Annotated in this window: 21 protein-coding genes; 3 read left to right on the forward strand and 18 right to left on the reverse strand. The window is 36.4% G+C overall.

Translation table 11 applies throughout. The annotated features are described in order from the left end of the window. Window positions 1-190: 190 nt before the first annotated feature. The 7 genes from MHB55_RS17505 to MHB55_RS17535 all read right to left on the reverse strand — a co-directional run bounded on the left by MHB55_RS17505 (window position 191) and on the right by MHB55_RS17535 (window position 6,633). On the reverse strand, window positions 191-742 hold the full coding sequence (locus tag MHB55_RS17505) for a biotin transporter BioY (RefSeq protein ID WP_154309986.1): 552 nt from the start codon (window positions 740-742) through the stop codon (window positions 191-193). Between the two features lie 259 nt (window positions 743-1,001). Then, on the reverse strand, window positions 1,002-1,928 hold the full coding sequence (gene rbsB, locus MHB55_RS17510) for a ribose ABC transporter substrate-binding protein RbsB (protein ID WP_144541301.1): 927 nt from the start codon (window positions 1,926-1,928) through the stop codon (window positions 1,002-1,004). 15 nt (window positions 1,929-1,943) lie between these two features. Then, window positions 1,944-2,885 (reverse strand): ribose ABC transporter permease, encoded by a 942-nt coding sequence (gene rbsC / locus MHB55_RS17515; protein ID WP_144541302.1) that lies wholly within the window; start codon window positions 2,883-2,885, stop codon window positions 1,944-1,946. Further along, window positions 2,872-4,368: a sugar ABC transporter ATP-binding protein gene (locus tag MHB55_RS17520; RefSeq protein ID WP_151112796.1), complete on the reverse strand. Its 1,497-nt coding sequence runs from the start codon at window positions 4,366-4,368 to the stop codon at window positions 2,872-2,874. Before MHB55_RS17520 ends, rbsC begins: the two co-directional genes overlap by 14 nt. A 14-nt stretch (window positions 4,369-4,382) precedes the next feature. Continuing rightward, on the reverse strand, window positions 4,383-4,772 hold the full coding sequence (gene rbsD / locus MHB55_RS17525) for a D-ribose pyranase (protein WP_144541305.1): 390 nt from the start codon (window positions 4,770-4,772) through the stop codon (window positions 4,383-4,385). Beyond that, entirely contained in the window at window positions 4,769-5,653 is an 885-nt protein-coding gene (gene rbsK, locus MHB55_RS17530; protein WP_154309984.1) for a ribokinase, read from the reverse strand. Before rbsK ends, rbsD begins: the two co-directional genes overlap by 4 nt. Further along, window positions 5,650-6,633 carry a LacI family DNA-binding transcriptional regulator gene (locus MHB55_RS17535; RefSeq protein WP_151112792.1) on the reverse strand — a complete coding sequence of 328 codons (984 nt, stop codon included), beginning with the start codon at window positions 6,631-6,633 and terminating at the stop codon, window positions 5,650-5,652. Before MHB55_RS17535 ends, rbsK begins: the two co-directional genes overlap by 4 nt. 206 nt (window positions 6,634-6,839) lie before the next feature. On the opposite strand from MHB55_RS17535, the gene MHB55_RS17540 reads away from it, so the two are divergent. Beyond that, window positions 6,840-7,802, forward strand: coding sequence for an alpha/beta fold hydrolase (locus MHB55_RS17540; RefSeq protein WP_225216153.1), 963 nt, complete (start codon window positions 6,840-6,842; stop codon window positions 7,800-7,802). A gap of 85 nt (window positions 7,803-7,887) precedes the next feature. Here MHB55_RS17540 and MHB55_RS17545 read toward each other — a convergent pair whose 3' ends face one another. The 4 genes from MHB55_RS17545 to MHB55_RS17560 form a co-directional block, all read right to left on the reverse strand. Further along, on the reverse strand, window positions 7,888-8,355 hold the full coding sequence (locus MHB55_RS17545) for a hypothetical protein (protein WP_151112790.1): 468 nt from the start codon (window positions 8,353-8,355) through the stop codon (window positions 7,888-7,890). A gap of 105 nt (window positions 8,356-8,460) precedes the next feature. Then, a complete protein-coding gene (locus MHB55_RS17550; RefSeq protein WP_225216154.1) occupies window positions 8,461-9,141 on the reverse strand; it encodes a YwaF family protein in 681 nt (226 codons plus the stop codon). Window positions 9,142-9,432: 291 nt separating this feature from the next. Beyond that, window positions 9,433-10,218 carry an SDR family oxidoreductase gene (locus MHB55_RS17555; protein WP_151112788.1) on the reverse strand — a complete coding sequence of 262 codons (786 nt, stop codon included), beginning with the start codon at window positions 10,216-10,218 and terminating at the stop codon, window positions 9,433-9,435. 185 nt (window positions 10,219-10,403) lie between these two features. Continuing rightward, window positions 10,404-11,084, reverse strand: coding sequence for a hypothetical protein (locus tag MHB55_RS17560; protein ID WP_151112786.1), 681 nt, complete (start codon window positions 11,082-11,084; stop codon window positions 10,404-10,406). A 122-nt stretch (window positions 11,085-11,206) separates the two neighbouring features. Between MHB55_RS17560 and MHB55_RS17565 the strand changes: the two genes are divergently transcribed. Beyond that, the gene (locus MHB55_RS17565; RefSeq protein ID WP_340863732.1) at window positions 11,207-11,419 is read left to right on the forward strand and encodes a hypothetical protein; all 213 of its coding nucleotides are present in this window, start codon (window positions 11,207-11,209) and stop codon (window positions 11,417-11,419) included. A gap of 289 nt (window positions 11,420-11,708) precedes the next feature. Then, a complete protein-coding gene (locus MHB55_RS17570) occupies window positions 11,709-12,059 on the forward strand; it encodes a YciI family protein (RefSeq protein ID WP_340863733.1) in 351 nt (116 codons plus the stop codon). A gap of 231 nt (window positions 12,060-12,290) precedes the next feature. On the opposite strand, the gene MHB55_RS17575 is transcribed toward MHB55_RS17570, so the two are convergent. The 7 genes from MHB55_RS17575 to MHB55_RS17605 all read right to left on the reverse strand — a co-directional run bounded on the left by MHB55_RS17575 (window position 12,291) and on the right by MHB55_RS17605 (window position 23,175). Next, complete coding sequence (locus tag MHB55_RS17575) at window positions 12,291-13,529, reverse strand: hypothetical protein (protein WP_340863734.1); 1,239 nt, start codon at window positions 13,527-13,529, stop codon at window positions 12,291-12,293. Window positions 13,530-13,888: 359 nt separating this feature from the next. Beyond that, the gene (locus MHB55_RS17580; protein WP_340863735.1) at window positions 13,889-16,270 is read right to left on the reverse strand and encodes a polyprenyl synthetase family protein; all 2,382 of its coding nucleotides are present in this window, start codon (window positions 16,268-16,270) and stop codon (window positions 13,889-13,891) included. Between the two features lie 218 nt (window positions 16,271-16,488). Beyond that, window positions 16,489-17,841, reverse strand: a complete 1,353-nt coding sequence (locus tag MHB55_RS17585; protein WP_191697783.1) for an SMI1/KNR4 family protein — start codon at window positions 17,839-17,841, stop codon at window positions 16,489-16,491. Window positions 17,842-18,070: 229 nt separating this feature from the next. Beyond that, window positions 18,071-19,429, reverse strand: coding sequence for an MFS transporter (locus MHB55_RS17590; protein ID WP_144541324.1), 1,359 nt, complete (start codon window positions 19,427-19,429; stop codon window positions 18,071-18,073). 190 nt (window positions 19,430-19,619) lie between these two features. After that, the gene (locus MHB55_RS17595) at window positions 19,620-20,537 is read right to left on the reverse strand and encodes a LysR family transcriptional regulator (protein ID WP_340863737.1); all 918 of its coding nucleotides are present in this window, start codon (window positions 20,535-20,537) and stop codon (window positions 19,620-19,622) included. A gap of 281 nt (window positions 20,538-20,818) precedes the next feature. Next, window positions 20,819-21,922: a TolB family protein gene (locus MHB55_RS17600; protein WP_340863738.1), complete on the reverse strand. Its 1,104-nt coding sequence runs from the start codon at window positions 21,920-21,922 to the stop codon at window positions 20,819-20,821. A 401-nt stretch (window positions 21,923-22,323) separates the two neighbouring features. After that, window positions 22,324-23,175: a DegV family protein gene (locus MHB55_RS17605; protein WP_191697784.1), complete on the reverse strand. Its 852-nt coding sequence runs from the start codon at window positions 23,173-23,175 to the stop codon at window positions 22,324-22,326. Between the last annotated feature and the right edge of the window lie 226 nt (window positions 23,176-23,401).

Here is a 23,401-nt window from a genome sequence, read left to right on the forward strand (position 1 = left end):
CAATGTTGCCACTTCAAAATATGTCATGAATTCTGAAATACACTTAAAACTGCAGGAAAAAACGATGCTAAGGATGATTCCCTAGCACCGTTTCTTTTTGAAAAATTATAACTTTAAGGTTAATGTTAGTAAATTTATTCACCTACTCCCTAGCTGTAAATCTTAAAACTATCACGGTAACTCCGCTCATTTATGCCGTTGCCACGATTAAATGAGCTTTTTCTAAGCGACGTCGAACGACAACACCAAACCATGCAGCTAGTACTGCTTTTATTACACCTACGATAACAAACGGTGCTACGCCACCCATAAATGCTGCTGACCATGTCAAGTCAGCTATGATTTTTAACCAAACTGTACCAAATACCAATGTGACAACCATACCGATTAAGTTTGCTACAATGGCTTGTGAAATTGTGATACCAAATTTTTTCATGTAAAGTCCCATAAGTATCGCTGATGGCAAGAATCCAACAATATAGCCTCCTGTTGGTCCAATAACAACCCCTAATCCGCCCGACATACCACTGAATACTGGCATCCCTACTGCACCGATTAATATATATACTATCACTGATAATACACCTGTTCTCATACCTAAAATGGTAACGACTAAACCTACTGCTAAGGTTTGTCCTGTAATTGGTACGAGTGGTAGCGGAATCGTCACTTGTGCAAGTATTGCTATAATTGCTGCCCCAATTGCTGCTAAGACGTACTGATATGTATTTCCCTTTTTCAAAATTATTTCCCCCTTATATGAGTTAACCTTATTTTTATATTGGTTAACACAAATATAAAGTAATTCATCTTATATTGTCAATCCCCTTTCTAATCTTGCAAACTAGGTCGTTTCGTCCGTGAGATTCGTGGTTTGTTGCGTAACGGAAGAAAGTGGATATATGCTAGCTTGCTTTCCTAAAAGCAATAAAAATACCGTGAACTCTTGTTCACGGCATATCTATAAGAAAAGCTATCCCATAGGATAGCTTTTCTATGTATTATTTTTTTATTAATTCTAAATCTACAGGGATAGAAGCTTCTACTTCTTCACCGTTTAATGCTTTAATAGCTGCTTCCATTGCTTTTTCACCAATTTGTTCTGGTTTTTGAGCGATTGTACCAGCTAGCTTACCATTTTCTACAGATTTTACAGCATCATCTGTAGCGTCAAAGCCAATTACAATAATATCTTTGCCAGCTGCTTCGATTGCCTCTAAAGCGCCTAATGCCATTTCATCGTTGTGGGCAAATACACCCTTGATGTCTGGATTAGATTGAAGAATGTTTTCCATAACGGTTAAACCTTCTGCACGATTAAAGTTTGCTGTTTGTTTAGCTACAACATCTAATTTACCATCAGCCACATTATTGAAACCTTGGCCTCGGTCACGAGCTGCAGAAGATCCCGCGATACCCTCTAATTCAACTACTGCAGCGCCTTCTCCTGCTAATTCTAGTAAATATTCACCTGCAAGCTCTCCACCAGCAACATTATCTGATGCGATATGGGCTACTACTTCTCCACCTTCTGAACTGCGGTCAACTGTTACTACCGGAATATTTGCTGCATTTGCTGATTCTACAGATGAAACTACTGCTTGTGAGTCTACTGGATTGATGATAATAAGGTCAACGCCTTGTTGGATTAAATCCTCTACATCACTTGCTTGTTTTGAAGCATTATCTTGTGCGTCAACAACTGTAACTGTTGCTCCTAATTCATCTGCTTTTGCTTCTGCTCCATCACTTAATGTTACGAAAAACGGATTGTTTAAAGTGGAAACAGATAAACCAATTTTATAGTCACCCTTAGATCCTGTGGATTCTTTTTTAGAATCGGATTTCTCAGAGCCTGGTGCATCCATTGAACATGCTGCTAGGAACAATGCTACGATTAACAGTAAAGCAAAATAAAGTTTTTTCATGCTGTTTTTTCTCCTTTATACTGTTTTTTTGCGATCTATTAAAACCGCTAATAATATAACTGCACCCTTCACCACTTGCTGGAAGAAGGAGGATACACCAATTAGATTTAGACCATTATTCAAGACACCTATTATAAGAGCCCCGATTAAAGTACCAACAATCCAACCACGACCACCTGTTAAGCTTGTACCACCAAGAACTACCGCTGCAATTGCATCTAGTTCAAACATGTTACCCGCGGTAGGCTGAGCTGAATTTAAACGAGATGTTAAAATAAGCGAAGCCAGGGCTGCTAGAGCTCCAGTTAATGCGTAAACATAAATTTTAATTCGGCCAACCTTAATACCAGAAAGACGAGAAGCTTCCTCGTTACCTCCGACTGCATAAACTCTACGTCCAAATGTCGTCTTTTTCAAAATAAAGTAAAGTACTGCAAATGCAACAACCATTGTTACAACTGGCACAGGTATACCCAAGAAGTATCCTTTCCCAATCATTTGAAATGATAGTGAATCTCCTAATCCTGAAATTGGTCTACCTTCTGTGTAAACTAAGGTTAGTCCTCGATAAATAGTCATTGTTGCTAGAGTAGCGATAAATGGAGCAACATTCCCTTTAGAAATAATAATTCCGTTAATTGCCCCTAAAATTGCCCCTAAAACAAGACCTATTAGCATTGCTAAAATTGGATCCATTCCACCAGCAAGTAACCCTGCTGTGACAGCTCCCGTAAGAGCTAAAATCGATCCTACTGATAAGTCAATCCCTCCAGTTAAGATAACAAAGGTCATCCCAAATGCGATAAGAGCATTGATAGAAACCTGTCTTAGAACATTCATTAAGTTATTTACAGTTAAAAAGTTTGGACTCATAATAGTGATGATTACCACTAGTAAAATTAGTCCTAGCAATGGCCCTAATTTTTGTAGCACTGATTGTGAACTAGATTTTAGCAACTTTGTCCCCTCCGGTAGCGTAATGCATTATTTTTTCTTGTGACATTTCTTCTTTGGTTATTTCACCAGTTATCTTTCCTTCATGCATCACGAGCACTCGATCGACCATTCCAATGATTTCAGGAAGCTCGGAGGATATCATGATAATAGATACTCCGTTTTCAGCAAGTGTGTTCACAATGGAGTAAATTTCTTTTTTCGCTCCTACGTCTACTCCTCGTGTCGGTTCATCCAATATTAAAATATCAGGCTCAATGCCTAACCATTTGGCTATTACAATCTTCTGTTGGTTCCCACCGCTAAGTGACTTAACTGTTTGATCAGGACCAGAAGTACGTACGCCTAATCGTTTCACCATAGAATCATATAAGCTTTTTTCTTTTTGGTTATTCACAACACCGTTTTTTGATATTTTGTTGAAATTTGTAATGCCTAAATTTTCTTTAACAGAGAAATCTAATATTAGCCCTTCCGATTTTCTGTCCTCGGTTACAAAGCCAAAGCCGAGCTTAATAGCGTCTAGTGGCGTATTTATCTTTACTTGTTTACCATCTAGAATTAGTTCGCCACTGTCCAGCTTTTTGTAGCCAAATAATGATTGAACTACCTCTGTACGCCCTGCACCCATAAGTCCTGCTACACCAAGTATTTCTCCTTTTCGTAACTCAAAAGAAACATCCTCGAAAAAGCCTTTTCTTGTTAAGTTCTTGGCTACAAGCTTCACATCACCGATTTTAGAAGTTCTGTCGGGGAAGCGCCCACCTAGTTCTCGTCCAACCATCATTTGGACAATTTCATCGAAGGTCGTTTCTTTGACATTTCTAACTCCCACATAGCTTCCATCACGTAAAATAGTGATACGGTCACATATTGCAAAAATTTCTTCCATTCGGTGAGAGATATAAACAAAGGACACTCCCTTAGCCTGTAATGCTCTAATAGTTTCAAATAATGTCTCTATTTCTCTATCTGTTAAAGCAGCAGTAGGTTCATCCATAATGATTACATCTGCATTGGAAGAAATGGCCTTTGCTATCTCAACAATTTGCTGCTTACCAACGGATAGATTTCTTGCTGTTGTTTTTACATCTACATCCAAGCCAAGGTTTAACAATACCTCTTTAGCGGCTTTATTCATTTCCTTTGTTTTTAAAATTCCTGATTTGCCAAACGTCTTTTCATTTCCAAGAAATAAATTTTCTGCAACCGTCAAATCCGGTAGAATATTAAGTTCTTGGTGAATTACTGCTATCCCAGCCTGTTCTGCTTCTTTGGGATTTTTAAATTCAACAGGATTTCCTTTGATCTTGATTTCACCTGAATCTCTAGTGTAAATTCCGGTTAAGATTTTCATTAAGGTAGACTTACCTGCACCATTCTCACCCATTAGTGCATGAATTTCTCCTGGAGCTATTTCAAATTCAACATTATTCAACACTGTATTTCCGTTAAAGGCCTTTGAAATACCAGTCATCTCAATCATTGCTTCCACCACCTTTAAAATATGACACCAGCTTGCAAGATTACATTTGCATAAGGAGTAGCTTCCCCAGTACGTATAATGACTTTAGAATGACTAGTCATTGTTTTAAATTCTTCATGTGATACTTCCGTAATTTGTTCAATTGATTTTCTGACTACATAATTCATTTCAGCATTGGCTGTTTTCATTTCAGCAGCAATATAAGCTCTTTCAACTACTAAATCTTCTAAAACAACTTCTAATATTTCATCGAATGATGGTTTGCCGACAATGTATGATAAATCAATGCATTTAACTCCATCAGGAATAGGCAAGCCACAATCACCTATTGTAATTTGATCTGTGTGACCTAGCTTGGCAAAAATGCCAGCCAGCTCTCGATTTAAAATGCCTTGTTTTTTCATTTACAAGCTCCTTCTAATCTATTGACTACTTCCTCGTGACTTGGCATGCCGCCCTGAGCTCCAAATTTTTCTACTGACAAGGAGGCAGATGCATTTGCAAAACGAACCGCTTGCTCTAAACTTAGCCCTTGCCCAAGTGCATGAACGAGTGCCCCGTTAAACGTGTCTCCTGCACCTGTAGTGTCTATCGCATTTGTTTTAAATCCAGGAACGACAATATGCTTATTTCCGTCAAAATATCTAGCACCATCACTGCCGAGTGTAACAATTAGCTTGTTTGGATATTTTTCCAAAGTCGCTTCCATATTTTCACCAAAAATTAACTCGCATTCTGTTTCATTTGGTGTCAGGTAAGCAATATAATCCATAAATTCCAGCTGAAAACCGCTTGCTGGAGCTGGGTTTAGTAATACTGGGACATTTAGCTCTAAGCATAACTCCAATGTGTACTTTACAACTGGAATCGGAATCTCTAGCTGCATGATAACAAACGTACTTTGTTGAATAGTTTCTTTCATATTTTTTATACTTTCCACGGTTAATGAATAGTTTGCACCTGGAACGACAATAATTCTATTGTCACCTTCCGACAGTAAGATGTTCGCGATTCCAGTTGCAGCCTCCTCTGTTTGTATGACAGAATCCGTATTCACTCCATTTGCTTTAAGGTCAGCCAATAATTCGTTCCCAAAGCTATCAATCCCAACACTGGCAAGCATTTGTACTTTGCTGCCTAAACGAGCTGCTGCTACTGCTTGGTTAGACCCTTTTCCACCTGGCACAGTAGTAAATAGCTGACCTAAAACTGTTTCTCCTTGGACAGGGAAGTTGTCTGTTTGCACAACTATATCCATATTCATACTACCTATAACTGTAATCATCGATGTACACTCCTCGTCGTTCCCCGTTCCACTAGCTCAACGGGTACTTGAATAACTCTTTCGTCTAATTCAATTTCTTCAATAATTTTAATGAGTATACGGGTTGCCAAAGCACCCATTTTATAAATGTCTTGGGCTACAGTGGTCAGTCCAGGTGTCAGCATTCCTCCAAGTGAAATACCATCGAACCCCATAATTTGTAGCTGGTCAGGAACACTAATACCCAATGAATGTGCAGCCTTCAAAGCCCCGGCGGCCGATACATCCGTACTTGCAAATATACCGTCTACACCTTCAATTTCTGTTAAAAATTTCTTCGCGATCTTCTCAGATTCCCCAAAATGGAATGGACTCTCAACAATATGTGTTTGTACATTCTTTCCTTCGACAGCCTTTAAAAATCCAGCCAGCCGATCATCAGCTGGTCCCAACCCTTTAGGTCCTCTCATAAACACAATCTTTTCACAGCCTGAATCCAACAAATGATTTGTTCCCATGCATGCTCCATCTACGTTATTGGAGGAAACTGTTGGAATGGATTCATGAATCATCCGGTCTAACGCCACCAGTGGTACATTTAAATCTTCATAATGACTTGCACGTAACTGATTCGTCGTTACTATAAATCCTGCTACATATTTTTGCTTTAAAGTATCAATATAATGTATCTCTTTTTCAGATTTTTCATCGGAATTACATAAAACTACTGTATATCCATAAGATAATGCGATATCTTCAACTGCTCGAGCAAGCTCCGGAAAAAATGGGTTAGTAATATCAGGAACAATCAACCCTATGAAGTTCGTCTGCTTTGTTGTTAAGGATCTCGCTACTTGATTTGGTATATATTCTAACTTATCTATCGCTTTTCTTATTTTGAGCTTTGTATCTTCGCTGATATACCCTTTTTTGTTTAGATATCGGGATACAGAAGCAACCGAAACACCAGCTTCTTTTGCTACATCTCTTATGTTTGCCATCTGTTTTCCCCATTCCCTTATATATGTGTAACCGGTTACACAAAATATAACAAGTACTTTTAAAACTGTCAATATAAATCTGTTATATCATTTCCTAGAACAATATTTTTGTTTTATAACAGTAGTTTTATAGCCACTTATGGAACTTAAAGAAAATATATTCGTAATATTCATTAAAGAGAAATTATTAAAAAAGGATGAAATCAATGAAACATAGAATTTGGAAGATATTCAAAAATATTATTATAGGGATAGTAGGTCTTGTATGTATTTGGTTTGCTATTCATCAGTTAATGACTGTGTATGAAAAGAACAAGTACGAAGCAATTGGCAAATTAGTAGAGGTTAATGGTAAAGAAATGCATGTTTATGAAAAAGGGGATGGCGACAACACGGTTGTTTTATGGAGTGGTTTAGGAACAACTGCCCCTGCCCTTGACTTTGAACCATTAGTGAATGAGCTATCAAAGGACAATAGAGTAGTTGTAGTAGAACCATTTGGCTATGGCTGGAGTGATCGAACAGATAGTGAACGCACCGTAGAAAACATCGTAGAGGAAACAAGGGCTGCTCTATTGAAGTTAAACATTGAACAACCATACATATTAATGCCACATTCCATTTCAGGAGTATACAGCATGTATTATGCCAACTTGTATCCAGAAGAAATAAAAGCAATAATCGGTATTGATCCAACCTTGCCTCAGGCACTTGAATATTTTGATGAAGCTGCCCCAACGATGCCAAAAGCTTTAAGCATTATTGCTCCTAGTGGAATTGCTCGATTGGCAATGTATATTGCCCCAGAGGATTTTTTGCCTATAGCAGAGGATGGAACGTATTCTAAAGAAAACTTGAAAATGACCAAACTATTATCATCATGGAATGGCTACAACCAAAATGTAATCAATGAAACTAACTATATTCAAAGAAACATGGAATTCACAAAGGAGCTTAACTTCCCTACTGATTTACCTGTCATGATATTTACGACAAATGATAACCAAGCAAACAAGGAAGGGAAATCCAATATTACCTTTTATGAAGAGCAATTAGAAAATAGCAATGTAAGCAAGCTAATTCCTTTAGAAGGTCATCATTATTTACATTGGTCTCAGTCTGAAAAAATGAGCGAGGAAGTGAAGGATTTTGTAAAGGAGATGGATTAACTTTTCCATAGAGTTGTGTCCTTCCCAAAATGTATTCATAAAAAACACTTGATAACTAATTTATAGTTATCAAGTGTTTTGCTTGTTACGGAGTATATTTTTCAGAGACCTTTACTACTTGCCCATCTTCTATGGTTAAATCATATGGTCCTTTTCCAACTGCTAAATAAGATATGAATTCCTTTTCTTCTACTTGCTTAGGCTTGGCGATATCCTCATGGTTAACCAAAAAGAACTCAGCGTTTTCAGCTAGCTTAATGCTTTCGGCCTTCTGAGTTTCATCATAAATCATAAATCCCGTAGGCAAATCCTTTTCAACATCTAGCCCCAGTTCCTTGATGCGTTCTTTATCCGCTTCCTCAATCCATTCTACTTCATCAATGATTAAACTTTTAGTGGAAAGTTCGAAATCTACTATGTAAGCTAGCTTATCTGAAGTAGCCTCTTTTGTTTCCTCATCTTTATTCTCTTCATTACAGGCACTTAAAAGTACTAAGACCCCTATAAGAGCAATTAGGAGCATAGACATCTTATTTAATAGAATTTTTTTCACCGTTAAAAACGTCCTTTCTTATATGCAATTAGATAGGTAAAAATTTTGCCCATCTAATATTTTCACCTGGATGAAAATTTCATCATTACAAGATATAAGTTTAATTTACTTTTTCTTAAAAAGAAACCATAAAAATATGAATATTAAAAATGCAACAATCTCTAATGATAGAATGTACCAAGGATAAGGTCCTAAAAAGTCTAACAAGCTTCCACCAGAAGGCTTTCTTTGTAAAAACATATAATTCCCTTCAAAAAGGTAGTTGATCCAAAAGATAAAAGGCAGCAAAATATTTAAAGCAAGCAATGTTGTGAGAACACCTTTAAACGTTGGTCGGTATCCTTTCACCCAAGTAAAATATAATGCAGTTAATATAATCCCTGCATGTGTATAAAAAAAATGAAAGTATCTAAAGTGTGGAAAATCCATATCCAAAACTGGAGTTAGCATGGCCTGTAGAGCACCACCTATGCCTGCATAAAAAACAAACTGATAAACCAGACGATTACCAGTCCATAACAAAACAATCGTCAATAGAAGGCTAATACTGCATAATTCCAATGGCAATGAATTACTTAACTCCCACCTGTCCGATTGAACAAGCCATACATGATATAAAATATCAATCACTAATAAAGACAAGCCAAATAAACGCTCCATGCTCAGAATATTCTTTTCTGATTCGGTCCAGCGTGTCCTCGTAATGAATAGAAGAAGTATGAAGGTAATAAGTACAGCTATTGCACCCCAATGTGCCAATGAAAACATCACAAATCGATTATCCAACAGATTCACCGCCCGTTTTACTACTATTAGTATTCGAGTTAGCCGTTGGATTTTCCTCTTATTTAGTGATTTAAATACGGGAGCTGACCGATTATTGCTCCTAGCCGTCCGGTTCTTGATTTGCAGAAGAAATATTGTTAGTTTACCTGCTGCTGACCAATGTTTTAAAACTTTCTTAAATTAATTTTTAATTCTTATAACTATAAAGAAACTCGAATAATCGAGAAGAGAATAATGTAAGTATAAAACACAAAAAGAGCATTGCTAGCTCGCAATGCTCTCCTCTTTGTACTATACTTCTAGTTCCCAACGTTCTTTTTCGTCTTTTTTAATTTTCTCTTCAATCTCTTTCGGCCACGCAGTACGGTATTTATGATTGTCTGCTGGGATGACTTCGATCATTTTTTCAATCATGTCTTGTGGGTCGTATTGATTCTTCAAGGATTCCTCTTGCTCTTTCATATCTTCCTTTTTCGTGAAATGCTTTTCTTCATTAAACCATTTCCATTTTTCTTCAGCACTTCGGTCATTAAACCCTGTATTATATGGTCCAGGATTTATAGTTGCTACCTGCACGCCAAACTGTTCGAGTTCCTTCTGCATCGTTTTTGCAATTGCTTCAACTGTATGCTTAGTAGCTGTATAAGGACCTACATAAGGAGTTGCCGAAAGTCCTGCTACCGAGCTAAGGAATACAATTTTACCATTTCCTTTTTTCACAAGCTTGCGTGCTGCAATCTGTGCTGTTTCTAAGGTTGCAAAAACGTTTACTTCAAACAATGCACGGAATCGATCCATTGGCACCTCAGCAAGAGGTCCACCCTCATTAATAGCGGCATTAGCTACAAATATATCAAAGTCATACTCTTCCATTTGAGCACGATCTCTTGCATTGGTTATATCTAACTTGAAAATTTCCATATCTAAATCTAGATCTCTTGCTTCTCGCAATAAATCTGTCTTTTGAGAAGTTGTTTCGGTAGTTGCAATCAAGCGATGTCCCTTTTTTGCTAGTCCTATGGCTGTACCTCTTCCAAGGCCACTTCCAGCTCCAGTAATAAAAATTGTTTTACTCAATTGTATTCCTCCTAACAAATTGTCATCTACTTCTTTTCTTCCCTTTGAGATCTAACTGAAACATAAGAAGGGTAAGACAGCTCTCCCCCCATCCACCACCGATTTTTCCAATTGACCTTAGGAAAAGACACTTAAGCTAGACAATAATTAGAAGAAATAGTTAAAAGTAAAATCGATAAATTTCGTTAACTCCATCGATTCACCATTACTCGATCATACTGATAACGTCTAATGATAATGCTTAACTTTTGAAACCATTGGTTACAGGCTCCCATCGCCTCTTCGTATTGTTCAGATTCCTTATAATCCTCTTTATAATCTTCCAAATAGGTAAAAGAATGGATAGGCTCTGTTAAATCATCGGAAACGATTTTAAAGCAAAGACTAAATTCAAACTCTTCCTCGTCATCTTCTTCATCTTCTTCCTCATCTGTTTCCTTTTCATCACCGGATTTTATGCGGCTGCTAAGTATACCCTCTTTAGGAAACATCGAGATAGTTTCTCCATCCTCTAATAAAGCAGCTTCTAATATTTTATTGAAAGGAATATCTTTTATCTCAAAGTCACTTCCTAGCTCTTCCCGACGAGCGATATAAAGAATATTAGTAACTTCATTGATCAGTAAAGCATTTAAATTATTGGGAGACAGTAACATTTGAGTATGTGGAATCTCTTCTAAAACCTCTTCTGTGTTTCTTCTATTCTCTGCTATAATTTCTTCACTTCGCCGCTTCCATTCCCAAGTTCCCCAAAAGAACAATGCCACAGAAACGATTAAGTAAAAACCAATGGAGCGAATATGATCCATTGAAAATGACAGGAAGAAATATATAGCACTTAATAGATAGATTATGAATATTTTCATGTTCACTACCCCTTGTCTGTTATCTCTTTATAGAGACTTTATTCGAGAGATTATGAATTTATTCTTGAATCTATCATTAAATAAAATTAGAAAGGAAATATCTTTCGCTTAAAGCAGAAGGATTGTTTAACAAGGTTATTGAATCTATATGGAAGTCAATCGATACAAAGGAGAAGAATTATGAAGAAATCAATAAAACTTATTATGCCAAAGACGAAGTTTATTCTGTTACTTTCAATAATACAGAGACCGACACTACTGGAAGCCTTGTAATTATTATAGATATGGACTTGATTTCCGCTCTAGGCGGACGCGTTCCGCGGGGTGAGCGATAAGCCATCACCGTCGCTTACGCGCCGTTGTGTTGTCTTATCTGTCTCACTCATCCCGCCGGAGTCGCCGCCTGCCACTACAATCAACGAATAAAAAATTTTCGTGGTTAATACGTAAAGTGCTATTTATGCAATACCTTTTTATAATTCCTATTCCCTTCATTGATTCCTATGAAGTTCCTGACACTAAAGTTCCCTATTTTTCATTAATATGTCGAGAAAATACCGGCTTGTTGTCTTATAAAGTGATCAATTAGGGGATATGTCTCTAAAAAAGAAGGAGGAAGTTTTTATGCTATTTATGATGATTGTTAAAGCCTCGAAGAATTCGGAAGCTGGAGAGCTGCCGAGCAATGATCTTATGGAAGCCATGACGAAGTACAATGAAGAACTAGTTAAGGCAGGCATACGAGTTTATTCTAAAGGACTACATCCAAGTTCAAATGGGGTTCGCATTTCGTACCCGAAATCAGGCGAAAAACCGTTAGTTTCCAATGGTCCATTTACTGAATCGAATGATTTGATTGCCGGGTTCATTCTCATTGATGTGAAGTCAAGAGAAGAAGCCATTGAGTGGGCGCTGCGGATGCCGGATCCGCAAGGTCATGGAGAAGGTCAGATTGATTTACGTCAAGTATTTTAGGCGCCGGTACTGACCAAATAAATTTAAAATATCGCACTTAATACCTTTAGTTTAAAAAGGTTCTATGAAAGTTCTTCTCACTATCTTTTCATAAACTAAATTGTTTTGATACTCTTTAACATTGAACTAAGGTACACAAATCACCTAATAAAGCTTTAAACAAAATAAGTAGAAAAACTTAAAAAGCCAACTTCATTAGAGGTTGGCTTTCGTATGAGTTGTCTTTACTCACTATCTTTGATCCGCAATTGTTGCGTTATTGTTTGTTGCACTTAAGAGCGCTAAATTATCATATGGAGGACCTGTTGTTGTACCAGCTAGCAGTACAATATCAAATTCATTAGCAGGGTTTCCCCATGAGTTTCCAAGGAATGTGGTGAATGCCCGGTCTACTAAAAAACCGCCTTTTGTGTTATACACAACATTATTATTAATTGCCCCAGTCACATTGGGATTAATATAAATTCCCGTTCGCAATGAATAGAATATATTACCTTCAACCGTGAAATTAATACCTCCTTGTGGTACTACTGCCCGGTTTACTATCCAGTTTGCCATGGGCAAAGCTTGCGGTGGACCAAATATCGTATTATTTAAAATGCTCGTATTTGTACCACCTACTTGGATAAATTCTTTTGCATACGGGACATCACTAGTTATATTTAAGCTATTGATCGTCGTATTTTCTGCAGTTACTAATATTGCAATAATATCAGCTTGAAGTTGTAAAAGTGTTCCTGGTTCTCCTAATAAAGTGATCCCTGTTTTGTCCACTAAAATTTGAGACGAAATTGGATATGTTCCACTCAATATATGAACAATTCCTCCAGGGTTAACTGCTGCAATTCCCTCAGATATTGTACCAAAGGGATTTGCCAAGCTACCATCTCCCCCAACGACACCTGCTCGGACATAGATATTGTTGGGATCAACGATTTGGTTAATTGCCAAATCAAGTGCTGCTTGGACACTTGATATGCTTAGATAGCCTCCAACTGGTCTGGCATTAATTAATTCTGTCGCCACTTGATCTTTCTGTTCTTCTGTTAGTGCATTGTAAGCTGTTAAATTTAAACCTAGACCAGGGTCTTCAATAGCCGCTCTCATTTCCGCCACGGTTTGAGCATTATTTACCGTCTCTAAAAACACATTACTCCCTGTTAGTACGTAGTCAGTTTGTACCTTAGTAATAGTTATTGTGGCATTTGTATTGAGAAGGTTGTCAAGCTCGCTTGAGTTGATAGTTACAAACTTAACACTACTGAAAAGGTCACCATTAAAAATAGTGAAAAGTATGATCCCATTTAAAAAGGTATTAATATCGTTACCATATGAAATAATCTTTGTTTCACCAGGGTTCAGACTGAAAGAAACAGTTCCGTCTTGATTATACGGTTGTTCACCTTCCCGAACAAAGATAGTAATTTGTAGCGTTGATAACGTATTATTAACAAATGTTTTTTCTGCCACTTTTTCACCTCCTATCATTCACTAGTAGTTAACTAGACATTGTAGAAAGAGGATATCTCTTCTCTTTTCTATACTATGAAGAAAAGTAGAATATGAATGGGTGAACTAATCTACTACTTCTATAAACAATACTAATAGTTAGCCATAGTCTGGTAGAGTCTTCTCAAATGTTCTTGTGGCATGAGTATTGAAGAAGATTATCACTTAAGTAATTTGTTACAACCGTATCTGTTATATTATATTTGCTTGGTTATAAGCTAGAATGGGTTAGAAAAAATGAGCTTGGAGAAGCATCTCCAAGCTCATTTTTCTATACAAATCAATCATTAACTTTTTGGCTGCTAACATGGGGACAAATCTTATTGTTCTCGATTTATAAGGTAGTTTAAAAAATGTTTTAGAAAGGTTGTATCTTTGGACACGTCCTGAAGTGCATCCATTGCTAGACAGTAATTTTCCCACATTTCGATTGTGGCAGCTTCCTGACCCAGGATAGAAACAAATGTAGAGCTGTTGTTTTCCGCGTCTTTTCCAAGGTCTTTACCGAGTAGCATTGCATTTCCTTCTACGTCGAGTAAGTCGTCCTTAATCTGAAAGGCGATGCCAGCAAAACGAGCAAACTTTTTTAAAGCAATTATTTCCTCTTCCTTTGCGTTGGCAAGGAGAGCTGGCATTACAAGAGCTGCTTCAAATCCTATCCCTGTTTTATAAAAGCATAAGGTGTTTAACTGATCTCGACTAAGTGGTTTTCCTTTAGATTCCAGATCCATCGCTTGCCCTTTACACATATCGGCTATTGTTTGGGAAGAATATTGAATCATCTGAAGTACCGTTTTTGAATCAAATTGATTTAGTTTAGTCTGCTCCCAAATTGCTTTTTGAGTGAGAAAAAGACCGGTTAATTCGGATATTGCTACGTTATAAACTTCATGTAGAGTTGGACGTCCACGTCGCATCGCTGCATTATCCTGAGCAGGTAAATCATCAAATAGAAGAGAAGCCGTATGAAGGTATTCTAATGATTTCAAAAGTGGCATTATTGCAGTTTCATCTAACTCGTACACCTTTACACTCATAAACCATGTAACAATCGGTCTCAGCCTTTTGCCATCCCCTTCCAAGCTATAATTTGCTGCCTCGGCTATAGAATCTCTTCCGAAGGAAGAATTCTCCGTGAGAGGAATGGCTAATATTTGATTTATTTCGTTTCGCACTGTTTTAATCGTATTTGAGAAATCCTCTCTCTCCTTACTTTCATTCTTTAATACGGTAATCATGTGATCACGCAGTAATTTATCAAAAAATTCCACGTCAGCTGCTTTTCGAACCATTTCTTGTAGAAATTTATTGAATCTTGGATTTCCGAATCTAAATAGACTCATAATTTCTTTGTATTTGTTTGTACCTACACGCTTTTTCAATCGCTTGAGTCCATTTATGGCTCTGTCCAATATTACTTCTCGTGTTTTCTCGTCAGAACCATAAATATTATGGATTAAGTTGCTAATGACAGTCCAATACAATTCAAAGGGGTTAATCAGGTCTGGTCGAGTCCCGTGATACTTTAAATAATATGTATAGGGAGTTACCGCTCCATCTTTCATATCTTCGAACATATCTGCAAAATCATCTGACAGCTGATTATAAATACCGTAGTAAAAAGTACGGTTATCCATCTCCTTATCGTCAGAGGCACTAAGGACTGAACGGACGATAAGCCTAGATGAGGATGCTTTTAAAATAACAGGTATATATAGTTCTTCATTCGTATAATGAGAGTTCATTAAATTCTTTTCACGATCTACTTCCTGTGAATGGAAAAACACATATGCTTGCTCAAAAAATTTGTTCCTTCTTTCAGGATGCTGATTTTGCTCAATATACTGAAAAGCCTCACCAAGCTCCTGATGTACATAAGTGATTAATTCCTCGTTTTCTCCAAGCCATTCTCCCAATTTTGGTACTTTGCCTGTAGTAAGCGTTGTCCTGATTAAATTTGCATATTGCTTTTCTTCTTCGTCCGACAAAATCTTGGCATCAAGCAAATCGTCAATAAATGGATAGGTCAATCCATAGGAATATCCCAGTCTGATAGCTTTATCGAGCCTTGCAGCACGCTCATCAGATGATATATCACTGTCCATCTCCTCATTCTCTTGCATAATAACCCCAGCAATTATTTTTATAAGTTTTCGTTGGGCGTGCTCTGCATCCATTCCCTTTGGTATATGATTGGACACTTGCTTTAGCTTGTTTAATAGCCAAATATAAGTTAATTCCACACCATCCTTCTTTGCCATCCGATACAGTCCAACCATACTAAATGCTTCAGCTTCCTCGCCATCTGGCTTAGAATTGGTAAGCTGATCCTTTAAGCTACTCACTACACTATGAATTCTGGTCTGCGTATTTGGGGAATCAAGGGACTTTCCTAAATCACGGAGAAAAATATAGGAGATGCTCCTGTTTAAGTAGCTATCTAGCTTCCCTCTATAATTTAAGTACTGTATATAATGGTTAAAGTTCTTAGAATCGTCCTTTCCTTTTCCAAGCGTAAAAAGGGATAACATGGGATGATGAACGTGATCAGATTTCCATGTTTTAATATCGTCCGTTAACACCGAAATATAGCTTTTTTCTGTGGCCTGTACAGTAAGTTTATTAAAATATTGGGCTGCCTTTTGCTCAGCTTCCCTATAGCATTCATCAGGATTTATTATTGGTTTTAAATAGATGTTCATCTGTCACCTTCATTTACTGTTTTTTTATCCGTTCTGGAAATCATCCAGCTGTATAGCATTGCTATTATAACCCACATTTCTTTATTTCTTCACTTGTACCCCTTACTTCTAACTAATTACTTAATATCAATTTATTCTTCAATGTATCTCTAAATGCCTATACTCATTTGGAAGGTGATGAAAAAGAGGGCAGCAATTTTGTTAGTTGTGTTCTTAGCTTATCCTTCCATCACATAATTAGTGTAAATTTCATCTTGTTCGTCGTTAATCTCTCCCATAATGGTATAGTTCATTTTTTTATCGAAAAGATCTTTTGTTGCAATAAAAGCATTGAACGGACAAGTAAGTGATTGAAGGTTATCCAGTTCCTGGAGAGCTGAATAATTCTCCACTTCCTCGAATCTAATATCCTGTAGATTCATCATCCCTTTTAGAACATCCAGATTACTCATTTTAATCCCCGTAATATCAAGCTCACGCAAGCTGAAAATATCTTTAATACCATGAAGATCAGCTGTTTGAATACCTGAAAGATTTAAGTGACTTAACTTCTTACAGGATGCCAAAGGAGACAAATCATCTATTACTAAATTTTCAAGTGACAGCTCTTGAAGTAAAGGCAGCTCTTTCAATACAGATATGTCTCTTACTTTGGTGTTTCCAATAGATAATTGCTTTAAATCTTTAAGTGGCTTTAAAAACTCTAAATGCTGCAAAGATGTTTTGGCCAAATAGAGTTTTTTTAAGTCTTGCATCTCAGCAATTGGTGTGAAGTCTGTGATCTCTAATCCACTTGCGATTAATTCGCGGACGTTTTGAAAGTAAGCAAGTGGTTTTAAGTTAGTTATATTAGATGGAAATAACCTAAGGGTTATTATGTTTTGTAACTCATGAATCTTACTAGGCGTTTTTCCTAACATTTGGGTAAGAAAGTTTGTCCAGCTTTCATCCAGCTCCAGAGGTACATCCTCTCCTGCACAAGGAGTCTTTTGAAGTTCAATGAGATTATCAAAAAAGTGACCATAATCTCCCCATATAACGTATGGATTACCGTCTTCCTCCGTAATTAGAGAACAATTTCCGTTCTCAAATTGTTGTATTAGTAGCTCGAGGAGCGCATCAAAGCTTTCACTTATGACAAACATTTGTCTTTCATCCCGCCCAAAATTTATAATTTGTCCAGCTTTCCCATTCTCCCCAGGTGCAAAGTCCATCGCAAGATAGTTTCCTCCATAATCGTATGCTATAGGAATCCATCCTGGATGGTAGTATGCCTCTTGGATTTTATTCTTTTCGAATGAAATGACATCGGTAACGGACTCTTCATAATAGTTGTTGTACCCCTTCCATGCCGATAAAATTTCTTCGATGGAATACCAGGTTAATCCAAACATTAATCCTAACTTTTTTTCACCATTATGAACAGAATACGTAGCTTTAAAGGATTCAGGTAATGGGTAGCCAGTTTCCAGCTCTAATTTTAGGAGTTCTTTTTTAGATGCACCTTTATTTAAGTATTTTTTATTTTTCGTTATGTATTTTTCAAGTCTTTTAAAGAATTCTTTCCCCATTGCTAAACCCCTCCCTATTTACTTCTCTATCTTTATTAAACCATATAAACCGAAGAATTTTTTTGTAATTTTGGAAAAATAAATGAATTCATATTAGGAGTTGGTTAAGTCGATAGATAGTATAAAATATCAATAATTTTACAATAAAAAAATCAGGGGTGTTGTTCATTCAACACTCCTGATTTCTAAGTAAGTCTTCACCAAAATATGATGAATTCCTTGTATTCTGTTATGATAAAGATTCTTTTTTAAAGGCTATTTCATTAGAAACTAATTGCTTCTCTACTGCATAGTCTGCATGGTCTTCACGAATGAAACTCATAGCTATTGCGCCAAAGATTGCAGCAATACCAATTGCAAAAAAGTTAAACTGTGGCTGCAGATTAAAAGTTAATAAAATTCCCATATAAGTTGGAGCAACAATCGAACCGATACGTCCAAAAGCCATTGTACTTCCTAGAGCAGCTGCTCGAATATCGACAGAATAATATTGAGCTACATATGCATTAGACATGTTTTGTAAACCGACTGATGCAGCACCTATAATGGCAATTAACCCATAAGCTATATAAATATTTTTTGAGTAGCCAATCAGTATTAATGAGATAGCCCCTACTAAGTAAAGTGGAATAAGGACACGTTTGAAACCAAGTAGTTGAATAATGTTACCGAAAATCATTGTACCAGTTATGGCACCAATTTGAAGTACTGCAACAAAGAACAGACTAGATTTCAGATTATAGCCTGCATTCATCATTAAAGTTGGAAGCCATGTATTTAGTGAATACATGAGGATAAATGTACAGAAGCAAGACAGCCAGAACATCATCGTGCTTAATCCAAGTTTGTTTTTAAAAAGATCACGAACCGATGACTTTTGTTGCTGTTCTTGATGGACATATTTAAATTGAACATCTTTAGAGATCATTGGGTTTATTTTTTGAAGGACTTTGACAAGACGTTTTGTATCCTTTTGTTTAATTAAAGAATTAATAGATTCTGGAATGATACGTATAGCAAAAGGCAACACAAGCAGTGGTAAGCCGGCTATCCAGTATACCGGTTGCCAACCGAATCTTTCGAGCAATACCTGCCCGCTAAACGAGGCTAGAATTGCACCAACGGAGTAACCGCAAAATATGATTGAAATAATTGCAGCACGGTGTTTGGACGGAGCGTATTCTGATATTAAAGCTGCTATGTTTGGCATAACACCACCAAATCCTAAACCTGCAATAATACGAAAAACAATAAATAAAATCGGTGACGTTGCAAATCCAGATAATAATGTAAAAAAGCTGAATAAGAAGGTCGTTAAAATAATAATACGCTTTCTTCCAAAACGATCTGAATACAGACCGAATAAAACAGCGCCAACTGCTGTACCGATTGTCGTATAACTACTTATCGCCCCCGCTACTAAATCAGAGATTCCCCACTCCGCTTTTAACATTGGAATGGTTGCACCATAAATGACCACATCATAGCCGTCGAACATCATGATAAAAAATAAACAAAGAATAAGCACGTAATGAAAGACTTTCAATTTACTCTGATTAACTATTTCAATCGGGTTGACTGTTCTCATGGTACCTCCTATATACACGTAGTTTAAGGTAGATAATTAGCTATCATTTCTATTTGTCTCGCAACAGTTTGATAGAAAATAAAAGGATAGGCTATTAAAAAAGCAAAGCAATGTGTATGTAAGGAAATTTTAGCACTATACAATTGGTAGCATGTAACACTTATTAAGTATCTCTAGCTATAGTTTTAAACTATAGCTGAACTTGTTCTTCAGCAATTGTTTCTTTTAAATATTCAATATATATAGTCGCTAAAGGACTGTTTTTTACATTTTTATGTGTAATATATCCAACTGTAATCCGTTCATCTACAAGTAAAGGAACTGAAACGATGTTATTACTATTTAGTTCATGACTTATCACACCAGTTGATATTGTATAACCATTAAGTCCAATCAATAAATTAAAGAGTGTCGCTCGATCACTAACTCGTATATTCTTTGGCCTAGAAAAAGTACTTAAAATCTCCTCAGAAAAATAAAAAGAATTATAATCTCCTTGTTCAAAGGAAAGATAAGGATAAGGAATTAAATCTGATAAAGTTACAAATTCCTGCTTTGCTAGCGGATTTCTAGAGCTAATAAATACGTGAGGCTTTGCTTCAAACAGCTCTTGAAAGATGAGATTACCTTCTCTCAGGAATTTATAAATCACTTTTTTATTAAAATCATTTACATATAAAATACCAATTTCACTATGTAGACTTTTTACATCTTCAATAATTTCATAGGTTTTGGTTTCTCTTAATGTAAATTCGTATTCATCTCGATTGTATTCCTCTAGCAGACGGACAAATGCACTTACCGCAAAAGCATAGTGCTGAGCTGATACAGAAAAGTGTTGCTGGGAAGATTGAATATTGGAATAGCGATTTTCCAGAAGATTTGCTTGTTCAACCACTTGTCGAGCATAACCTAAAAACTCTGCGCCTTCAGGTGTCATAATAATTCCTTTATTAGTTCTTTGGAAAATGATAATCCCTATTTCATTTTCTAACTCCTTTAGTGCATTTGAAAGACTTGGCTGGCTAATGAATAAATTTTGTGCAGCCTTACTAATAGAACGACTTCTTGCAACTTCAATTACATATTTTAACTGTTGAAGTGTCATTATTTTATACCTCTTTCTGATACTAATTTATAGTTTTAAAAGAAAGTGTGTCTCTCGTTCTCTATGATTTAGTTTTACTTCATTGAGATGTTCACACTAAATTGAACAACCAATACATTCTTCTAAATTTTTATGAGTATTTTAAAACATAACTTAAATTTTGTAATATTACAATAACTTTTATTTTCACAACGCTTCCATTAATTCTTAAAACTTTTATTAAACACAAAAAAAGACAGTTAGCTAACTGTCTTCTTTAAGTAAAAAGTAAATACCTCGCACTATTTTATATATATAATGCTGCTGTTATAGTTTCTTTCATCCAGTTCTGTAACGGAAATTTTTTTACCTGAAGGGCTCCATTTGATTTTCGCATTTCTGACATTTGGAGCAATTTGTATGGATTTACCGGTTGATACATAGTACAGGTATAGTCCACTACTGTCTACATCGTTGATAACAGAATCTAATTGATATGCAACCATTTGCTGATTGGGAGACCAGGAAGCGCCAGTCACATCAGAACCTTCAGTAATAGTACTTTGTATATTTCCATCGGCATCAGCAATTTTTAGACTTTTCTTAGTCTCTGTTGCTTGAGTAACTAGCATTTGCTTTCCATCAGGCGAGAGTGTGATTCCATCCGCATTTTCCACTTGCAGATTCTTTTTTTCTTTGGTCACCAGATCCAGCATATATACCTGAAAGGTTGGACTGTCTGTAGTTATATAATAGATTTTTTCCTTCATTTTATGAACTGTGAACAATTGTTCCTCCTGAAGCTCGGCAATTTGAGTTAGATTACCTCTCGTGTCAGCCATATATGCCCCTCCTGCATGGGAAGCACCGATTACATTTTGCTCGTCAGTCCACCCAGCTGTATAGGCGCTACCAATAATGTCCTCCGTCACAGAAGATTGCCCCACGTCCTCCAAACTCATCAGATAATAGGCTACATCCCCAATAGAGTATTCATAATACAATAGATGTTTTTTATCTGGAGACAAAATTGCCCCACCAAGGAACATGTCTTTTTGGGCTTTTATCGTTTTAAACTCTTTTGTGTCCAATTTGTACTCATATATACTTCTAGGGTAGAACTCTGCATTCTCTAAGAGACTCATTTTTCCAAGTTCTTGGTTTTCTTTTGCAAGGACAACGGTCTGTTCATCGATCCAGTCGGAAATTTCCATTCCCTCGTATTTTTCAATTTTTTCGATTGTAACAAAGTCTAAATCGTTTTCGTTACTTTCGTTTTCATTATCGACAATGCTATCATCTGGCTCTTCAATGTCTTTACTATTTTCTTCTTGCATACTGCAAGCAGAAAGAGTCAATACGACTAAGAGGAGGACAGTAATTTTGACAAATCCTAAATTTTTCATTTGAATCATCTCCTTGTCTATTATCATATGTAAAAACATCTAATATCCTAAACTACTAATTAAATAATTATACTTATACAACAAATAAAATGATCCTAGTCGTATTCCCCTCTTTAAGTAACCTGACACGTTTTCAAGATTCTACTTCCTAATTAATTATACCATAAAATGGTAATTGGAAGTTTAGGAAACAGCCAAATAAAAAAACGAAATCCATCATTGGAATTCGTTTTTCTTATCCTAATTTTAACTTAGCGACCACTTCACAATATGTTTAGTGTATATGGTAAATAGGAGATGTTGGTGAGTTTTAAAGAAAGTGCTTGATTCGCTTAGACACACAACGCGACCAGTACTTATAAGTAACTTTATAACTCATTGATGTTTTTTCAGAACTTTTTCTAATTTTCTACCCCTGCAATCCCAAAGCCTCCAGGTCCAGCATGGGTAGAAATCATTGCACCAGCTTGCATCCATGTTACATTTTCGAAGCCTGTTTCCTTTGCGATTTCATCCACTTGCCTCTTAATACTTTCATCAAGTCCGATAGAATAGATCAAATACAGCTGTTTTCTATCAATATCATATTGGTTTAAGTAATCTTGCATGAGCTTTTCCGCTACGATGCTCATTTTCCCACGATATTTTCTCGTTGAAACAAGCTTGCCTTCTTTTAGCTCAATGCAGGGCTTTATTTTTAATAATGACCCTCCAATGTAAGCCATGTTACTTACGCGCCCACCCGATTTTAGAAAGTCCAAACTGCCTGGTATGAAAGCCAGCTTTGTTTTAGGAACGATAGATTCTATTTTTTCTATTAGCTGATTATGATCAATGGAAGGTTCTTCCTCCATTAAATTGGCAGCATACAGCACAACTGCAGCTAATCCTCCTGTCACGTTTAGCGTATCAATTAGGAAAAGATTTTCAAAATCCTCCGCTGCAATTAAAGCACTTTGAAAGGAAGCAGATGCTTTTGATGTATATCCAATGTGAATAATGATGCTCTCAGGAAAATTTGTTCTGATTTTCGTAAACAATTCATGATACTCATGTGTATTCGTTGCTGTTGTAGATGGAATTTTTTTTGTGCGACTATGATAATCGAAGACATCTTCTACAGGTAACTCACCATCTAAATAATCCTTCCCATCCATAATGACGTGCATCGGTACCACTTGAATTTGATGTTTTTCAACCAGGTCCTTCGGTAAATCCGCTCCACTCTCTGTTGATAAAATTATCCTTCTCATAGTACATCCCCTTCAAATAACGCATGCAATGCTGCGTACTTATTTATTTTATTTATCCTAAATATACACTAAAAGGGGAAAATATACAGATTAATAAACAGAAGATTTCCGTATGTAGTGGAATATTAACACTAAGTTAAACAGATAAAAGAAGGTATTAAGCTTAGCAATGACATAAAACCACCTATTCTTTTTCGGTTTAATTTCTACAATACTTACTTATCCT

Origin of the sequence: Psychrobacillus sp. FSL K6-1267, assembly GCF_038003265.1 — a bacterium.
GTDB lineage: Bacteria > Bacillota > Bacilli > Bacillales_A > Planococcaceae > Psychrobacillus > Psychrobacillus faecigallinarum.

Excerpts from the sequence above, each read along its gene's own strand:
- rbsB (WP_144541301.1), bottom strand. The coding sequence starts at position 1,928 with ATGAAAAAACTTTATTTTGCTTTACTGTTAATCGTAGCATTGTTCCTA.
- MHB55_RS17520 (WP_151112796.1), bottom strand. The coding sequence starts at position 4,368 with ATGATTGAGATGACTGGTATTTCAAAGGCCTTTAACGGAAATACAGTG.
- rbsD (WP_144541305.1), bottom strand. The coding sequence starts at position 4,772 with ATGAAAAAACAAGGCATTTTAAATCGAGAGCTGGCTGGCATTTTTGCC.
- rbsK (WP_154309984.1), bottom strand. The coding sequence starts at position 5,653 with ATGATTACAGTTATAGGTAGTATGAATATGGATATAGTTGTGCAAACA.
- MHB55_RS17535 (WP_151112792.1), bottom strand. The coding sequence starts at position 6,633 with ATGGCAAACATAAGAGATGTAGCAAAAGAAGCTGGTGTTTCGGTTGCT.
- MHB55_RS17540 (WP_225216153.1), top strand. The coding sequence starts at position 6,840 with ATGAAACATAGAATTTGGAAGATATTCAAAAATATTATTATAGGGATA.
- MHB55_RS17560 (WP_151112786.1), bottom strand. The coding sequence starts at position 11,084 with ATGAAAATATTCATAATCTATCTATTAAGTGCTATATATTTCTTCCTG.
- MHB55_RS17570 (WP_340863733.1), top strand. The coding sequence starts at position 11,709 with ATGCTATTTATGATGATTGTTAAAGCCTCGAAGAATTCGGAAGCTGGA.
- MHB55_RS17580 (WP_340863735.1), bottom strand. The coding sequence starts at position 16,270 with ATGAACATCTATTTAAAACCAATAATAAATCCTGATGAATGCTATAGG.
- MHB55_RS17585 (WP_191697783.1), bottom strand. The coding sequence starts at position 17,841 with ATGGGGAAAGAATTCTTTAAAAGACTTGAAAAATACATAACGAAAAAT.
- MHB55_RS17590 (WP_144541324.1), bottom strand. The coding sequence starts at position 19,429 with ATGAGAACAGTCAACCCGATTGAAATAGTTAATCAGAGTAAATTGAAA.
- MHB55_RS17595 (WP_340863737.1), bottom strand. The coding sequence starts at position 20,537 with ATGACACTTCAACAGTTAAAATATGTAATTGAAGTTGCAAGAAGTCGT.
- MHB55_RS17600 (WP_340863738.1), bottom strand. The coding sequence starts at position 21,922 with ATGAAAAATTTAGGATTTGTCAAAATTACTGTCCTCCTCTTAGTCGTA.
- MHB55_RS17605 (WP_191697784.1), bottom strand. The coding sequence starts at position 23,175 with ATGAGAAGGATAATTTTATCAACAGAGAGTGGAGCGGATTTACCGAAG.